The following is a 14,404-nucleotide window of genomic DNA, read 5'->3' as shown; positions in this document are numbered from 1 at the left end:
ACCAGTAGTCTGCCATGTGAAATGTCACACATCGCTTGATGTGTGCCGTACGAGCGGAGGAAACCGTGATCGAGGACCTGTCGGCCGCCGAGCCCCCGGCCCCGCTGCCCGCCGAACCCCCGGCTGCGCCCGCCGAGCCCCCGGCTCCGCTGCTCGCCGCCGAGGGCCTGTTCAGCGTGTCGGCCGACGCGGCGCACCTGAACCACGGGTCGTTCGGCGCCGTGCCCGTCCCGGTGCAGCGGGCGCAGGAGCGACTGCGGACCGAGCACGAGCTCGACCCGGACGGCTTCTTCGCCGACCTCCCGGCCCGGATCGCCGCCGCCCGGACCCTGCTCGCCGCCGACCTGGGTACCGATCCGGACCGCCTCGCCCTCGTCGCCAACGTCACCGAGGCGGTCGCGATCGCCCTGGACAGCCTGCCGCTCGCCCCCGGCGACCGGATCCTGGTCACCGACCACGGCTACGGCGCGGTGACCCAGGCCGTCGCCCGCAAGGCCGCCGAGACCGGGGCCGAGGTGGTGGTGGCCCGCGTCCCGCTGGACGCCCCGGACGAGGAGGCCGTCCGGGAGGCCGTGCTCGCCGCCGTGGACGCGCGCACCACCGTCGCCGTCCTGGACCAGCTCACCTCGCCCACCGCCCGCCTGGTGGCCGGTCCGGCCCTGCTCGCCGAACTGCGCGGACGCGGCGTGACCACCGTCGTCGACGGCGCCCACGCGCCCGGCATGCTGCCCGCCCCGGTCGACCCGAACGCGGACTTCTGGTTCGGCAACCTGCACAAGTGGGCCTTCGCCCCGCGCGCCACCGGCGTGCTCTCCGTCCGCCCCGAGTGGACCGGCCGGGTGCGCCCGCTGGCGCTGTCCTGGGAGCACGACAAGGGTTTCCCGGGCAACGTCGAGTGGCGCGGCACCTGCGACTACACGCCCTGGCTGGCCGCCCCGGCCGGCTTCGAGCTGCTCCGCGCGCTCGGCCCGGCGGCGGTGGCCGCGCACAACACCGCGCTCGCCGCGTACGGTCGGCGGGCGCTGGCCGAGCGCGCGGGGCTGGCGCCGCTGCCCTCGACGCCGGGGGTGTGGATGCGTTCCGTCCGGCTGCCGGCCGGCCACGGCGAGACCGAAGCGCAGGCCCGGGCGCTGGTGGCCGAGGTGTGGCGGCGGCTGCGCACCCGGATCGCCGCCCGCCCCTGGGCCGGCGGCGGGGTGCTGCGGATCAGTGCCCAGCTGTACAACCGGCCGGCGGAGTACGAGCGGCTGGCGGACGGGCTGGCCGAGGTGCTCAAGGGCTAGCCGGTCCGGTCCGGGGGTCGGCCGGTTCCGCTCCGGGGGCCGGCCGGTCCTGCTCCGGGCCCGGCGCGGGCCGGTCCGGCCCAGGGGCCTGGATCGGCTCCTGAACCGGCTCCGGCTCCTGGCTGTGCTCCGGCTCCGGTCCCGCTTCCGGTTCCTGGTCCGGGTCCGCCCGCAGTTCCGCGAGCAGCAGGTTCCGGTCCGCGAGCAGCCCGGTGAGGATCCGCCGGGCCGCCCGCAGCAGGTCGGCGACGTCACCGCCGGCCAGTGCGTAGACCACCGTGCTGCCGTCCCGGGTGGCGGTGACGATGCCGGACCGGCGCAGCACCGCGAGCTGCTGCGACAGGCTGGAGGGCTCGATCTCCAGCTCGGTGAGCAGACAGCGGACGGGCGTCGGCCCGGCCTGGAGCAGTTCCAGCACCCGGATCCGGACGGGATGGCCGAGCATCCGGAAGAACTCGGCCTTGGCCTGGTAGAGCGCCACCGTCACGAGGCCCCCCTTCCTGGTGTCCGTCCCGGGTTCAGATCTCCAGTGACATCTCGATCCGCTTGAGCTTGTGGCGGGCCATCGCGAGGTTGGAGCGGCTGCGGTTGAGCGCCAGGAAGAGGAACAGTCCGCGCCCGGAGGGCGTCGTGATCGGCCGGACCATGTGGTACTGGTTGGTCAGGCTGATCAGGATGTCCTCGATCTCGTTGTCGTGCAGGTTGAGCATCTCCATCGCCCGCATCTTCGCGCGGACCACGTCGGTGTTCCCGGCAGAGGCGACGTTGAGGTCCAGTTCGCCGCCGTCGCCGAGGCTGCCGAGCGCCATGCCGCTGCCGTAGTCGACCAGGGCGACGCCGATCGCGCCGTCGATCGACATGGCTTCTTTGAGGGACGTCTCCAGGTTCGCCATCGTGGCTGTCCTCCCGTGGTTGGTGGTTGTGACCTCGAAGGTACGGAGCTTGGGCGGAGGTTCACCGGCGATGAACGAAGTCGTTCGAATCCGACTGGTCTGTGATCACTTGAAGACATTTGCAACTATGGATCTGAGAGAGAACTGATCCCGTGATGATTGTGCGACCGATCAACCGACCGATCAGCCGACCGATCCGGCGACCGGTCCGGCGGCCGGTCGTCCGACCGATCCCGGGTCGACCCGGCGTCGATCCGGCGGTCGACCGCACCCCGGAAAAACGGTGCTATCGATGTCGGTCCTCCCGGGTAACCTCTCGCTGAGATGCGAGATCACACCAACCACACCCGGACGGCGATGAACACCCCTGATCCAGAGCCCCAGGACGACCGGGAGCTCAGCCCCGCCGAGGCGTACGCGGCCAGCCGCCGCCGGGCCAAGGAGCAGGCCACCGCCCTGTACGGCTTCCAGCAGCTGTACGACTTCCCGCTGGACGACTTCCAGCTGGAGGCCTGCGAGACGCTGGAGGCCGGCTCGGGCGTCCTGGTCGCCGCCCCGACCGGCTCGGGGAAGACCATCGTCGGCGAGTTCGCCGTGCACCTGGCCCTGGCCGCCGGGCGCAAGTGCTTCTACACCACCCCGATCAAGGCGCTGTCCAACCAGAAGTACGGGGACCTGGTCAAGCGCTACGGCGCCGCCAAGGTCGGCCTGCTCACCGGCGACAACACCGTCAACGGCGACGCCCCCGTGGTGGTGATGACCACCGAGGTGCTGCGCAACATGCTCTACGCGGGCTCCAGCACCCTCGACGGCCTCGGCTACGTCGTGATGGACGAGGTGCACTACCTCGCCGACCGCTTCCGCGGCGCCGTCTGGGAGGAGGTCATCATCCACCTCCCCGAGTCGGTCACCCTCGTCTCGCTCTCCGCGACCGTCTCCAACGCCGAGGAGTTCGGCGACTGGCTGGACACCGTGCGCGGCGGCACCAAGGTGATCGTCTCCGAGACCCGCCCGGTGCCGCTGTGGCAGCACGTGATGGCCGGAAACCGGATGTACGACCTGTTCGCCGACCCGGACCGGGACGGCCGCCCCAAGAACAACCTGAAGAACCCCGGCAAGGCCGTCAACCCCGAGCTGGTCCGGCTCGCCCGCTCCGAGCTCGACCGCAACCCCCGCGACCGCTTCGGCCGCGGCCGGGGCCGCTCGATGCCCAACGGCCGTCCCGGCCGGGTCTGGACGCCGGGCCGGGTGGACGTCATCGACCGGCTCGATGCCGAGGGCCTGCTGCCCGCGATCACCTTCATCTTCAGCCGGGCCGGCTGCGAGGCCGCCGTCCAGCAGTGCCTCAGCTCGGGGCTGCGGCTCAACAAGGACGCCGACCGCGCCCTGGTCCGGTCGATCGTCGAGGAGCGCTGCGCCGACATCCCCGACGAGGACCTGCACGTCCTCGGCTACTTCGAGTGGCTGGACGGGCTGGAGCGCGGCATCGCCGCCCACCACGCCGGGATGCTGCCGCGGTTCAAGGAGGTCGTCGAGGAGCTCTTCGTGAAGGGCCTGGTCAAGGCCGTCTTCGCGACCGAGACCCTGGCGCTGGGCATCAACATGCCCGCCCGCTCGGTGGTCATGGAGAAGCTGGTCAAGTGGAACGGCGAGACCCACGCCGACATCACCCCCGGCGAGTACACCCAGCTCACCGGCCGGGCCGGGCGGCGCGGCATCGACGTCGAGGGCCACGCCGTGGTGCTCTGGCAGCGCGGCCTCGACCCGGAGGCACTGGCCGGCCTGGCCGGCACCCGCACCTACCCGCTGAAGTCCTCGTTCCGGCCCTCCTACAACATGGCCGTCAACCTGGTCTCCCAGTTCGGTCGGCACCGCTCGCGCGAGCTGCTGGAGACCTCCTTCGCCCAGTTCCAGGCGGACCGCTCGGTGGTCGGCATCGCCCGCCAGGTGCAGCGCAACGAGGAGGGGCTGGAGGGCTACCGCGAGTCGATGACCTGCCACCTCGGCGACTTCGACGCGTACATGGCGCTGCGCCGCCGGCTCAAGGACCGCGAGAACGAGCTGGCCCGCGAGGGCAGCAGCCAGCGCCGCTCGGCCGCCGTCGAGTCCATCGAGCAGCTCAAGCCGGGCGACGTCATCCACGTCCCCACCGGCAAGTTCGCCGGCCTCGCCCTGGTCCTCGACCCGGGCCTGCCCCCGGTCGACCGCTCCGGCCGGGGCGACCGGCGCCACCCCGACTACCAGGACGGCCCGCGCCCGGTGGTGCTCACCGCCGAGCGCCAGGTCAAGCGGCTCGCGATGATCGACTTCCCGCACCCGGTCGCCGCGATCGAGCGCGTCCGCATCCCCAAGTCCTTCAACCCGCGCAGCCCGCAGTCCCGCCGGGACCTCGCCTCCGCGCTGCGCACCAAGGCCGGCCACCTGGAGCCCGAGCGGTTCCGCCGCGGCCGCGCGGCCGCCGCCGACGACCCGGAGATCACCCGGCTGCGGACGGAGCTGCGCCAGCACCCCTGCCACGGCTGCTCCGACCGCGAGGACCACGCCCGCTGGGCCGAGCGCTACCACCGGCTGCACCGGGACACCGAGCTGCTGGAACGCCGGATGCGCTCGCGCACCCACACCATCGCCCGCACCTTCGACCGGGTCTGCGCCCTGCTCACCGACCTCGGCTACCTGAGCGGCGACACCGTCACCGACGACGGCCGCCGGCTCGGCCGGCTCTACGGCGAACTCGACCTGCTCGCCTCCGAGTGCATCCGCGAGGGCGTCTGGAGCGGCCTGGCCGCCGCCGAACTCGCCGCCTGCGCCTCGGCGTTGGTCTACGAGGCCCGCCAGTCCGACGACGCCGGCGCCCCCCGGGTGCCGGAGGGCGCGGCCAAGGATGCGCTCGGCAAGATGGTCCGGATCTGGGGCCACCTGGACGCCCTGGAGGAGCAGCACCGGATCAACACCGCCGAGGGCGTCGGCCAGCGCGAGCCCGACCTGGGCTTCGCCTGGGCCGCCTACCGCTGGGCGCTCGGCCACAGCCTGGACCAGGTCCTGCGCGACGCCGAGATGCCGGCCGGCGACTTCGTCCGCTGGACCAAGCAGCTGATCGACGTCCTCGGCCAGATCCAGGACGCCGCCGGCGAGGACGCCGAACTCCGCCGGACCGCCCGCAAGGCCATCGACGGCCTCCGCCGCGGCATCATCGCCTACTCCTCCGTGGGCTAGCCGAACCACCCCGAGGGGCCCCGCCCGTTCACCTCCACGAACGACCGGGGCCCCTCCGCCTCCCACCCCCGCCCCCGCCTCGGCTCAGACCGAAGCGGCGACAGTGCCGCGCAGGAAGGCGACCGCGCCGACGTCCCGCGCACACGAAGGCGCCTCGGTCCTCGCTGTCGAGCCGGCGAAGATCCGCGCGCCGTGACAGGAGACAAGCGCTTCAGGGCCTCCGGAGGTTCCACAGGGGATTCCTCTGGGTCGCCGCTTCGGCAACGCGAGTGTGCGAGGTCGCGTAGGACGTCGGGCCGGTCGACTTCCCGGGTGTTCCACACGCCACGGCGATGACCTTGGCGGCCACGACGCTCCATGGGCTGCGGGGCTCAGCGGGTGGCCAGGGCCTCCAGGACGCGGTCCAGGGAGGTGCCGAGGCCCCAGCGGGTGGAGAGTTCCTCGAGGGTCATCGGGTCGAGGGGTTCGCGGGGGAGGTCGGGGTCGAAGGCGGGGAGGGGGGCGTCGGTGGCGACGCGGACGACGGTGGGGGCGACGTCGAGGTAGGCGGCGCCCTCGACGAGGTTGCGGCGGCGGGCCGGCGTGAGCCCGGAGCCCAGGTCGAGCGCGGCGGCGCGGATGGCCGGGAGGTCCCCGTACTCGTTGATCAGCTGGGCGGCGGTCTTCTCGCCGATGCCCTTGACCCCGGGCAGGCCGTCCGACGGGTCCCCGCGCAGGGCGGCCATGTCGGCGTACTGGGCGCCGCGCACGCCGTACTTCTCCAGCAGCAGCGCGTCGTCGGTGACCTGCAGGTTGCCCATGCCCTTGACCGGGTAGAGCACGGTGATCCCGCGGGCGTCGTCCACCAGCTGGAAGAGGTCGCGGTCGCCGGTGACGATCTGCACCGGCCCCTCGGCGCGGGCGGTGAGGGTGCCGATCACGTCGTCCGCCTCGTAGCCGGGGGAGCCGACCCGGGCGATGCCGAGCGCGTCCAGCACCTGCTCGATCACCGGGACCTGCGGGGCCAGGGTGTCGGGCACCTCCTCCTCGCCGTCCGCGGCGGCCTCGGCGACCCGGTGGGTCTTGTACGAGGGGATGAGGTCCACCCGCCACTGCGGGCGCCAGTCGGCGTCCATGCAGGCGACCAGCCGGTCGGGGCGGTGGTCGTGGACCAGCCGGGCGATGAAGTCCAGCAGGCCGCGGACGGCGTTGACCGGCTCGCCCTGCGGCGAGCGCAGGGTGTCCGGTACGCCGAAGTAGGCCCGGAAGTACAGGCTGGCGGAGTCGAGCAGCATCAGTCGCGGTGCGGTCACGTCACAGATCATGCCGTACCGCACCGACGGGCGGACGCTTCTCAGTGCTCGTGCGGTCCGGCGCGGTGGACCGGGCCGTGGGCGTCGGCGCAGTGCTCGGCGGCGGTGTCGCCGGGGGCGACGATCTGCAGCAGCGCGCCCGCCTCGTCCTCGCCGACGTGGTCGACCTGCAGGGTGCTGTGGGTGATGGCGTACTCGTCGGCCAGCCGGCGCTGGAGCCGGCGCCGGACGGCGTGGCAGTCGCCGCCGGGGGTGACCAGGATGTGCGCGGACAGCGCGGGCTGCCCCGAGGTGATCTCCCAGATGTGCAGGTCGTGGATCTCCTCGACCAGCGGCTCGGTGACCATCCGGTCGGCCACCACGTCCGGGTCGATCCCGGCCGGGGCGGCCTCCAGGAAGATCCGCCCGGAGTCCCGGACCAGCCCGATGCCCGCCTTGAGCATCAGCCCGACCACGATCAGCGAGGCGATCGCGTCGGCCCGGCCGAAGCCGGTGAGCAGCACGATCAGACCGGCGACGGCGGTGGCGATGAACGCGTACAGGTCGGTCAGGACGTGCTGGAAGGCGCCCTCGACGTTCAGCGAGCTGCGGTTGGCCTTGGACATGCACCAGGCGGCCGCGATGTTGACCACGATCCCGACCAGCGCGGTGACCAGCACCAGCGAGCCGGTGACGTCCGGCGGATGGATCAGCCGGGTGACGGCCTCGTAGCCCAGCCAGGCCGAGAGCACCAGCAGGGTGACCCCGTTGGCCTGCGCGGAGAGGATCTCGGCGCGCTTGAGGCCGTAGGTGTAGCCGCCGCGGGCCGGGCGGGCGGCGAGCCGCATCGCGACCAGGGCCAGCACGATCGAGGCGGCGTCGGTGAGCATGTGCGCCGCGTCGGAGATCAGCGCGAGGGACTGGGCGGCGAAGCCGACCACGACCTCGCCGGCCATGAAGACGAGGATCAGGGCGAGGGCGCTGAGCAGCCAGCGGCGGTCCGCGTCGGCGGAGACACCGTGCGAGTGCCCGCCGTGGCCGTGGCCGCCGTGCGCGTGCCCGTTCGACTGCGTGTGGTCATGCGCATGATCATCGCGCGAATGCTCGTGCCCGGCCATGGAAGTCCTCTCTGGGCGCACGGATGGGAACAGGGGCGCGGCGCGACCGCCCTGCAACCGAAGTGAACCGCAGAATCGACAAAGATCCAAAGGCTGTACTGGTGACCGTTGTCGTTGCCGTTCGGGTGGCCGCACCCGGTGCAGGCCGCACCCCTGCGACCAGCCGAAATCCCCTGCTTCCGTGCCCAGTTGAGCTAGCCCAGCGCGACCGGGTCGAGGACCCCGGCGTCCGTGGCGGCGGCGTCCGGGACCACCGCGTCCAGGGCCGCGGCGGTGGCCGCCCGGACCAGGGCCCGCATCAGCCGCAGGTCGTCCCCCTGCTCCGGGTGCCACTGCACGCCGAGCGTGAACCCCGGCCCCTCCACCGCCTCCACCGTGCCGTCCGGCGCGTGGGCGCTCACCCGCAGGCCCGCGCCGACCCGGTCGACGGCCTGGTGGTGGAAGGTCGGCACCTCCAGCTCGCACTCCGGCAGCAGCCCGCCCAGCAGCGTCCCCGGCACCGGCCGCACCGGGTGCGAGCCGTACTTCCCCGGCGACCCGCCGTGCACGTCCGCCGCCAGCACGTCCGGCAGGTGCTGCACCAGCGTCCCGCCGCACACCACGTTCAGGACCTGCATCCCGCGGCAGATGCCCAGCAGTGGCATCCCGGCCGCCAGCGCGGCCCGCAGCAGCGCGACCTCCCAGGCGTCCCGCTCCGGCGAGTCCACCTCGCTCGCCGGGTGGGCCGGCTCCCCGTAGTACGCCGGGTCGATGTCCGGCCCGCCCACGATGACCAGCGCGTCCAGCCGCGCCAGCACCTCCGGGGCGCGTTCCGGGGCGTCCGGCGGCAGCAGGACGGCGATCCCGCCGGAGTCCTGGACGTACGCGGTGTACCGCTCCGGGACGAGGGCCACCCGGCGCCCCCGCCAGTCGCTCCAGCTCGCGTCGACCAGGTAGGTGCTGACGCCGATCAAAGGCCTGCGATCCATGGCGCGCATTCTCCTCCCGAACCCTCTGATCCACCGTCAACCACGAGCCTCGGCGCGCCACGCCCGTCCGCCCTCTTCCGCCCCGCGAGTCGCAGGCCGTACGGTTCGCTGTGACCGCGTGATCTCGAAGAGTGATCGATGGATCCGGGCAGCCCGAGCGACCTGAGCGACCCGAGCAATCCGAGGAATTCGAGGACACCGAGGAAGGAGGGGTCCCGCCATGTCCGAGAACACCGAGTCCGAGAACGCCGCACCCGGGAGCACCGCCGCAGGGTCGTCGCCCCGGCCGCCGCTGACCCTGGACGAACTGCGCACCCTGGTGGACGCCGGCGAGGTGCACACCGTGGCGCTCGCCTTCACCGACATGCAGGGCCGCCTGCAGGGCAAGCGCTTCGCCGCCCGGTTCTTCCTCGACGAAGTCGCCGAGCACGGCGCCGAGGCCTGCGACTACCTGCTGGCCGTCGACGTCGACCTGAACACCGTGGACGGCTACGCCTTCTCCTCCTGGGCCACCGGCTACGGCGATTTCGCGATGCGCCCCGACCTGGGCACCCTGCGGCTGACCCCCTGGCAGCCCGGCACCGCCCAGGTCACCGCGGACCTCGCCCGGCACGGCGGCCACCCGGTGGACGCCGCCCCGCGCCAGCTGCTGCGCCGCCAGATCGCCCGGCTCGCCGAGTACGGCCTGGCCGCCGACATCGGCACCGAACTGGAGTTCCTGGTCTTCCGCGACACCTACGAGCAGGCCTGGCTCGGCGGCTACCGCGGCCTGACCCCGGCGAACCTCTACAACGTGGACTACTCGATGCTGGGCACCGCCCGGGTCGAGCCACTGCTCTCCCGGATCCGCAACGAGATGGCCGGCGCCGGCCTGGTCGTGGAGTCCGCCAAGGGCGAGTGCAACCTCGGCCAGCACGAGATCGCCTTCCGCTACCGCGACGCCCTCACCGCCTGCGACCAGCACAGCGTCTACAAGACCGGCGCCAAGGAGATCGCGGCCCAACTCGGCTGCGCACTCACCTTCATGGCCAAGTACGACGAGCGCGAGGGCAACAGCTGCCACATCCACCTCTCGCTGCGCGACGCCGTCGGCGCCCCCGCCTTCGCCGACCGGGACGGCCGGATGACCGACACCATGCGGCACTTCCTGGCCGGCCAACTGAAGGTGTTGCGCGAGTTCAGCGTGCTCTACGCGCCGAACATCAACTCCTACAAGCGCTACCGCCCGGGCTCCTTCGCCCCGACCGCCGTCGCCTGGGGGCGCGACAACCGCACCTGCGCCTACCGGGTGGTCGGCCACGGCTCCGGCCTGCGGTTGGAGAACCGGGTGCCCGGCGGCGACGTCAACCCGTACCTCGCCGTCGCCGGGATGATCGCGGCCGGCCTGTACGGGCTGCAGCGCAAGCTGGAGCTGCCCGCGCCCTGCCTGGGCAACGCCTACGCGGTCGAGGAGTACGCCCGGGTGCCCGGATCGCTGCGCGAGGCCGCCGAGTTGTGGGCGGGGAGCGAACTGGCCCGGGAGGCCTTCGGCGACGACGTGGTCGACCACTACCTGAACATGGCCCGGGTCGAACAGGCCGCCTACGACGGCTCGGTCACCGACTGGGAGCGCTACCGGTCCTTCGAACGGATGTGACGCATGAACGACGGACGTGAGCATGAACGACGGATGTGACGCATGGCCGACGGACGTGAGGCCCCGGCCCCCCAGAACGAGGAGTGACGGCCCGATGAGCGAGAAGCACTCCGCGCGGGACGAGGCGGTCTGCCGCCGGCTGGTCGGCCGGACCGCCGTGGTCACCGGTGCCGGCAGCGGCATCGGCCTGGCCGCCGCCCGCCGGCTCGCCGCGGAGGGGGCGAAGGTGGTCTGCGCCGACCTCGACGAGCAGGCCGGACGCGCCGCCGCCAAGGAGGTCGGCGGACTGTTCGTGCACACCGACGTCACCGACCCGTCCATGGTCGAGGCGCTGTTCGACGAGGCGTACGAGACCTGCGGCGGTGTGGACGTCGCGTTCAACAACGCGGGCGGCGCGTCGCCGGCGGACGGGTCCATCCTGACCACCGGCCCGGACGCCTGGCGCGAGGTCCAGGAGGCCGACCTGACCTCGGTCTACCTGTGCTGCAAGGCCGCGCTGCCGTACATGCGCCGGCACGGGCGCGGCTCGATCATCAACACCGCCGGGATCGTGGCCCGGATGGGCTCGGCGACCTCGCGGATCGCCCACACCGCCGCCAAGGGCGGGGTGCTCGCGCTGTCCCGCGAGCTGGGCGTGCAGTTCGCGCGCGAGGGGATCCGGGTCAACGCGCTCTCCCCGGGGCCGGTGGACACCCCGCTGCTGCGCGCACTGCTCGCCGGGGACCCGGAAGGGGCCGCCCGCCGGCTGGCGCACATCCCGCTCGGTCGGTTCGCCCGGGTCGAGGAGATCGCCGCCGCGGTGGCGTTCCTGGCCAGCGACGACTCCTCGTTCATCACGGCGAGCGAGTTCCTGGTGGACGGCGGCCTCTCCGGGGCGTACGTCACCCCGCTCTGAGGGCCGCCGCGCGCGGGAGCCGGGCCTTCTCACCGTAATCTCATCGAAAACCGGGGGAATTCCGTGCCGCGCTGATTTCCCGTTTATCCGGCTGCCTTTAGATTCTCTGCTGTGAGTGAGCAGATTCCCGCCGGGTGGTACCCGGACCCGAAGGACCCCGCCGGCGACCAGAGATCACAGCGGTGGTGGGACGGCAAGGGCTGGACGGCCGACACCCGGCCCGTGCCCTCGGACGCCCCCGAGTCGACCGTCCCCGAGGCGTCCACCCCGGCGGCCGGGGCTTCGGCGCCCGTCGGCACCCCGGAGGTCCCCGAGGCTCCGGTGGCCCCGGAAGCCCCGGCGGAGGCCCCGGAGACCGGCGCCCCGGCGCCGGAGGCGGCCGAGCCGCCCCGGGTGCTGGAGGGCGAGGTCCTGGGGAGCGGCCCGACCGTCCGCTACCCGGAGCCGCCGCCCTTCGGCCCCGCCTTCGGTGCGCCCGTTCCCCCGCGCAAGGAGCGGCGCAAGCCGTCCAAGCTGGTCGTGGCGACCGTCGCGGCCGCCCTGCTCGGCCTGGCGGCGGGCTCGGGGATCACCTACCTCGCGATGGACGGCCACGGTGACAAGTCCAGGCCGACCGCCCAGCACACCCCGCGGGGCAGCTTCGGCCCCTGGGACGGCTACCCGGGCCTCGGCGGCGACGGCAACGGTGGTGGCGGCAACGGAGCCAACGGTGGCAACGGGGCCAACGGCGGCAGTGGGGACGGCAAGGGCGGCGGCAGGGGCAACGGGAACGGCAAGGCCCGGCCGGGCGCCGACGCCGCGATCGACGTGGTGAACAAGCTGACCCTGCCGGTCCCGAACGGCTGGCAGGCCCGTACCACCGCGGACGGCTACGCCATGATCACCGTCGGTTCGTACGCCTGCGCCGACGGCAGTGGCACGTGCACCCTCGGCGGGGTGAACACCGGCCGGATCGACGATGGCGGCACCGACGCCCAGGCGGCGGCCAAGGCCGACATCGCCACGACCGCCAAGTCGTCGTACGGCGACATCACCGGGCACCAGGAGCTGAAGTCCGAGGCGGTCAAGGTCAACGGCCAGGACGGCTACCTGGTCCGCTGGAAGGTGGACGCGCCCAAGGGCAACAACGGCTACGTGCAGACCGTGGTCTTCCCCTCCGCCGACGGCAAGGCGCTGATCTCGGTGCACTTCGGCTTCGACATCGCCGACAAGGCGCCGGACGTCGCCGTGATGGACACCGTCGTCAAGGGCATCACCGACTTCAAGGGCAAGCTGCCGGGCATCCCCGGGCTGCCGGGCACCGGCCGGGGCTCGGGTCCGGGCGCAGGCGGAGGCGCCGGGACCGGCGCAGGCGCAGGCGGGACCGGGGGCACCGGGGGCACCACCACCTGAGCCCCGCGCTCCTCACACGGCGGCGGCCCACCCGGAGGGGAACCTCCGGGTGGGCCGCCGCCGTTCACGTCCGCACGGGACGCTGCGTGGAACCGCGGGAACCGGGCCGGACGGGGGTGTGGCCGGCCCGGCGCCCGCGTCCGGCGTCAGGAGTCGCGTCGAACAGCCTCGATGCGACGGCGCCGGAGCACCATGCCCGCCCAGCCGACGCCGATCGCGGCGGCACCCGCGAGCAGCAGCGGACCGGTGGCCGAGGTACCGGCCACGGCGGCGGAGGAGGTCGGGATGATCTGCCCGGCCGGGGCGTTCGGGTCCCCGCCGTGGCCGTGGTGGGCGACCGTGGACTTGGGGGCGTCGGCCGCGATCTGGGCGTCGCTGGGCGCGGCCGGGGCCTGCGCGGCGAGCGCCGGGGCAGCCGCGGCGGCCGCCGCGGTCGCGCCGAAGTCGACGTCGGAGCAGCTGTAGAACGCCTCCGGGCTGTCGCTGCGCTGCCAGACCATGTACAGCAGCTGGCGGCCGGTGCGCTGCGGCAGGGTGCCGGAGTAGGTGTAGTAGCCGTTGGTGGCGGTGCGGTCGACCTGCACCTGGGCCACCGGGGTCGGGTCGAGGTCCGACCACTTCAGCGGCTTGGTGGGGTCGTAGCTCGGCTTGGTGATGTAGACGGTCTGGGTGCCGACGTGCGGCGCGGTGGTGCGGAACTGGAAGGTGAACGCGCCGGCCTTGACCGGGGTGGCGGGCCAGTCGGTGCGCGGCCAGTCCAGCGCCGCGTACTTGTCGCGGTTGGCCGAGCAGAGCTTGCCGTCCGGGATCAGCGCCTGGTGGTTGCCGGCGGCGTTGGCGATGTTGACCTCGTTCCAGTCGTACAGCGGCTGGGTGCCGCTCGCGGCGACGAGGTCCTTGCAGACCTGGGACACCGGGTGCTCGGGGTTCTCCGCGTAGCACGCGGCGACCCGGCTGACGGGGTTGGTCATCGTGCCGTGGGCGCTGGCGGTGCCGGCGGTGGTCGCGGCCACCGCGAGGACCGCGGCGCCGACCACGCCGACGGACAGGGCACTTCGCTTGATGGACATGGGGTGGGGACTCCTTGACCGTCGTTCCGGGCGGGTGTGGGGGAACGGGCACGCCTGCCCGTTCGGGAGCCGTCGGCCCGGCGCACGGCTCCCGGCCAGAGCGTAGGATTGGTCTGGACCAGATGGCAATAGCCGCGCGTGGACCACTTGTTGACGGACTGTAGGCCCCCGAGCAGCACAAAGGCCCGATGGAAGGCCGTCGTTAGCCGTTCCATCGGGCCCGGTTAAGGCTGGGAAAAGGTCAGCGCCGCAGATCGTGGATGATGCCGGCCTGGATCACCAGATCGCCCTTGACGGTCGAGTTCCGGTCGATGGTGTTGATGACGTACGTCCCGCCGGTTTCCCTCTCGAACCGCCCGGGCACGAACTCCGCGAGGATGTCGAAGAGTTCCTCGGCCGCCCGCGGGTCCGTCCGGAACAGCGCGCGCAGTCGGTTGCGCAGGGCCGCGGCCTGGTCGGCGAGGACCTCCTCGTCGCCGTCGGCCTCCAGCACCTCGGCGCGGATCACCTCCAGCTCCGCGCTCGCCTCCTCGTCCCGCTCGCCGCGCCCGAACAGTCGGACGATCCTCGAACTGGCCTGGTTCCAGGCGGCGGTGGCCATCAGGCCGGCCACCGCCGTGGCCCCCGAGCGCACCATCTCCTGCACGATCTCGCCGTCCATGCCG

11 protein-coding genes and 1 pseudogene are annotated in these 14,404 nt (G+C 73.0%); 5 read left to right on the top strand and 7 right to left on the bottom strand.

Translation table 11 applies throughout. The features are described 5' to 3' along the window. Positions 1 to 65: 65 nt before the first annotated feature. The gene (locus AB0Q99_RS21530) at positions 66 to 1,283 is read left to right on the top strand and encodes an aminotransferase class V-fold PLP-dependent enzyme (RefSeq protein ID WP_363574088.1); all 1,218 of its coding nucleotides are present in this window, start codon (positions 66 to 68) and stop codon (positions 1,281 to 1,283) included. A gap of 169 nt (positions 1,284 to 1,452) precedes the next feature. Here the strand turns inward: AB0Q99_RS21530 and AB0Q99_RS21525 are convergent. Together AB0Q99_RS21525 and AB0Q99_RS21520 are read right to left on the bottom strand one after the other, a co-directional pair. Continuing rightward, a pseudogene (locus AB0Q99_RS21525) lies at positions 1,453 to 1,770 on the bottom strand (metalloregulator ArsR/SmtB family transcription factor); the annotation flags it as partial. A 31-nt stretch (positions 1,771 to 1,801) separates the two neighbouring features. Further along, positions 1,802 to 2,176 (bottom strand): hypothetical protein, encoded by a 375-nt coding sequence (locus AB0Q99_RS21520; RefSeq protein WP_363574086.1) that lies wholly within the window; start codon positions 2,174 to 2,176, stop codon positions 1,802 to 1,804. Between the two features lie 357 nt (positions 2,177 to 2,533). On the opposite strand from AB0Q99_RS21520, the gene AB0Q99_RS21515 reads away from it, so the two are divergent. After that, positions 2,534 to 5,389 carry a DEAD/DEAH box helicase gene (locus AB0Q99_RS21515; RefSeq protein WP_363574221.1) on the top strand — a complete coding sequence of 952 codons (2,856 nt, stop codon included), beginning with the start codon at positions 2,534 to 2,536 and terminating at the stop codon, positions 5,387 to 5,389. Between the two features lie 371 nt (positions 5,390 to 5,760). On the opposite strand, the gene AB0Q99_RS21510 is transcribed toward AB0Q99_RS21515, so the two are convergent. From AB0Q99_RS21510 to AB0Q99_RS21500, 3 genes are all read right to left on the bottom strand, one after another. Beyond that, complete coding sequence (locus AB0Q99_RS21510) at positions 5,761 to 6,663, bottom strand: 5'-3' exonuclease (RefSeq protein WP_363574219.1); 903 nt, start codon at positions 6,661 to 6,663, stop codon at positions 5,761 to 5,763. A gap of 59 nt (positions 6,664 to 6,722) precedes the next feature. Further along, on the bottom strand, positions 6,723 to 7,778 hold the full coding sequence (locus tag AB0Q99_RS21505) for a cation diffusion facilitator family transporter (protein WP_363574085.1): 1,056 nt from the start codon (positions 7,776 to 7,778) through the stop codon (positions 6,723 to 6,725). 194 nt (positions 7,779 to 7,972) lie between these two features. Continuing rightward, positions 7,973 to 8,746 carry a gamma-glutamyl-gamma-aminobutyrate hydrolase family protein gene (locus tag AB0Q99_RS21500; RefSeq protein WP_363574083.1) on the bottom strand — a complete coding sequence of 258 codons (774 nt, stop codon included), beginning with the start codon at positions 8,744 to 8,746 and terminating at the stop codon, positions 7,973 to 7,975. Between the two features lie 220 nt (positions 8,747 to 8,966). Here AB0Q99_RS21500 and AB0Q99_RS21495 point away from each other — a divergent pair, with 220 nt between their 5' ends. The 3 genes from AB0Q99_RS21495 to AB0Q99_RS21485 all read left to right on the top strand — a co-directional run bounded on the left by AB0Q99_RS21495 (position 8,967) and on the right by AB0Q99_RS21485 (position 12,669). Next, positions 8,967 to 10,382 (top strand): glutamine synthetase family protein, encoded by a 1,416-nt coding sequence (locus AB0Q99_RS21495; protein WP_363574081.1) that lies wholly within the window; start codon positions 8,967 to 8,969, stop codon positions 10,380 to 10,382. A gap of 94 nt (positions 10,383 to 10,476) precedes the next feature. Then, positions 10,477 to 11,277, top strand: a complete 801-nt coding sequence (locus AB0Q99_RS21490) for a 3-oxoacyl-ACP reductase (protein WP_363574079.1) — start codon at positions 10,477 to 10,479, stop codon at positions 11,275 to 11,277. A gap of 111 nt (positions 11,278 to 11,388) precedes the next feature. After that, the gene (locus tag AB0Q99_RS21485; protein ID WP_363574078.1) at positions 11,389 to 12,669 is read left to right on the top strand and encodes a DUF2510 domain-containing protein; all 1,281 of its coding nucleotides are present in this window, start codon (positions 11,389 to 11,391) and stop codon (positions 12,667 to 12,669) included. Positions 12,670 to 12,815: 146 nt separating this feature from the next. Here AB0Q99_RS21485 and AB0Q99_RS21480 read toward each other — a convergent pair whose 3' ends face one another. Both AB0Q99_RS21480 and AB0Q99_RS21475 read right to left on the bottom strand, forming a co-directional pair. Next, positions 12,816 to 13,739 (bottom strand): lytic polysaccharide monooxygenase, encoded by a 924-nt coding sequence (locus tag AB0Q99_RS21480; RefSeq protein ID WP_363574076.1) that lies wholly within the window; start codon positions 13,737 to 13,739, stop codon positions 12,816 to 12,818. Positions 13,740 to 13,980: 241 nt separating this feature from the next. After that, positions 13,981 to 14,400 carry a hypothetical protein gene (locus AB0Q99_RS21475; protein ID WP_363574074.1) on the bottom strand — a complete coding sequence of 140 codons (420 nt, stop codon included), beginning with the start codon at positions 14,398 to 14,400 and terminating at the stop codon, positions 13,981 to 13,983. Positions 14,401 to 14,404 lie beyond the last annotated feature (4 nt).

It is taken from the genome of Kitasatospora sp. NPDC086791 (genome assembly GCF_040685975.1).
Lineage (GTDB): Bacteria > Actinomycetota > Actinomycetes > Streptomycetales > Streptomycetaceae > Kitasatospora.
This window is presented reverse-complemented; position numbering and strand designations above follow the sequence as displayed.

Excerpts from the sequence above, each read along its gene's own strand:
- AB0Q99_RS21475 (WP_363574074.1), bottom strand. The coding sequence starts at position 14,400 with ATGGACGGCGAGATCGTGCAGGAGATGGTGCGCTCGGGGGCCACGGCG.
- AB0Q99_RS21500 (WP_363574083.1), bottom strand. The coding sequence starts at position 8,746 with ATGGATCGCAGGCCTTTGATCGGCGTCAGCACCTACCTGGTCGACGCG.
- AB0Q99_RS21490 (WP_363574079.1), top strand. The coding sequence starts at position 10,477 with ATGAGCGAGAAGCACTCCGCGCGGGACGAGGCGGTCTGCCGCCGGCTG.
- AB0Q99_RS21510 (WP_363574219.1), bottom strand. The coding sequence starts at position 6,663 with ATGCTGCTCGACTCCGCCAGCCTGTACTTCCGGGCCTACTTCGGCGTA.
- AB0Q99_RS21480 (WP_363574076.1), bottom strand. The coding sequence starts at position 13,739 with ATGTCCATCAAGCGAAGTGCCCTGTCCGTCGGCGTGGTCGGCGCCGCG.
- AB0Q99_RS21515 (WP_363574221.1), top strand. The coding sequence starts at position 2,534 with ATGAACACCCCTGATCCAGAGCCCCAGGACGACCGGGAGCTCAGCCCC.
- AB0Q99_RS21520 (WP_363574086.1), bottom strand. The coding sequence starts at position 2,176 with ATGGCGAACCTGGAGACGTCCCTCAAAGAAGCCATGTCGATCGACGGC.
- AB0Q99_RS21495 (WP_363574081.1), top strand. The coding sequence starts at position 8,967 with ATGTCCGAGAACACCGAGTCCGAGAACGCCGCACCCGGGAGCACCGCC.
- AB0Q99_RS21505 (WP_363574085.1), bottom strand. The coding sequence starts at position 7,778 with ATGGCCGGGCACGAGCATTCGCGCGATGATCATGCGCATGACCACACG.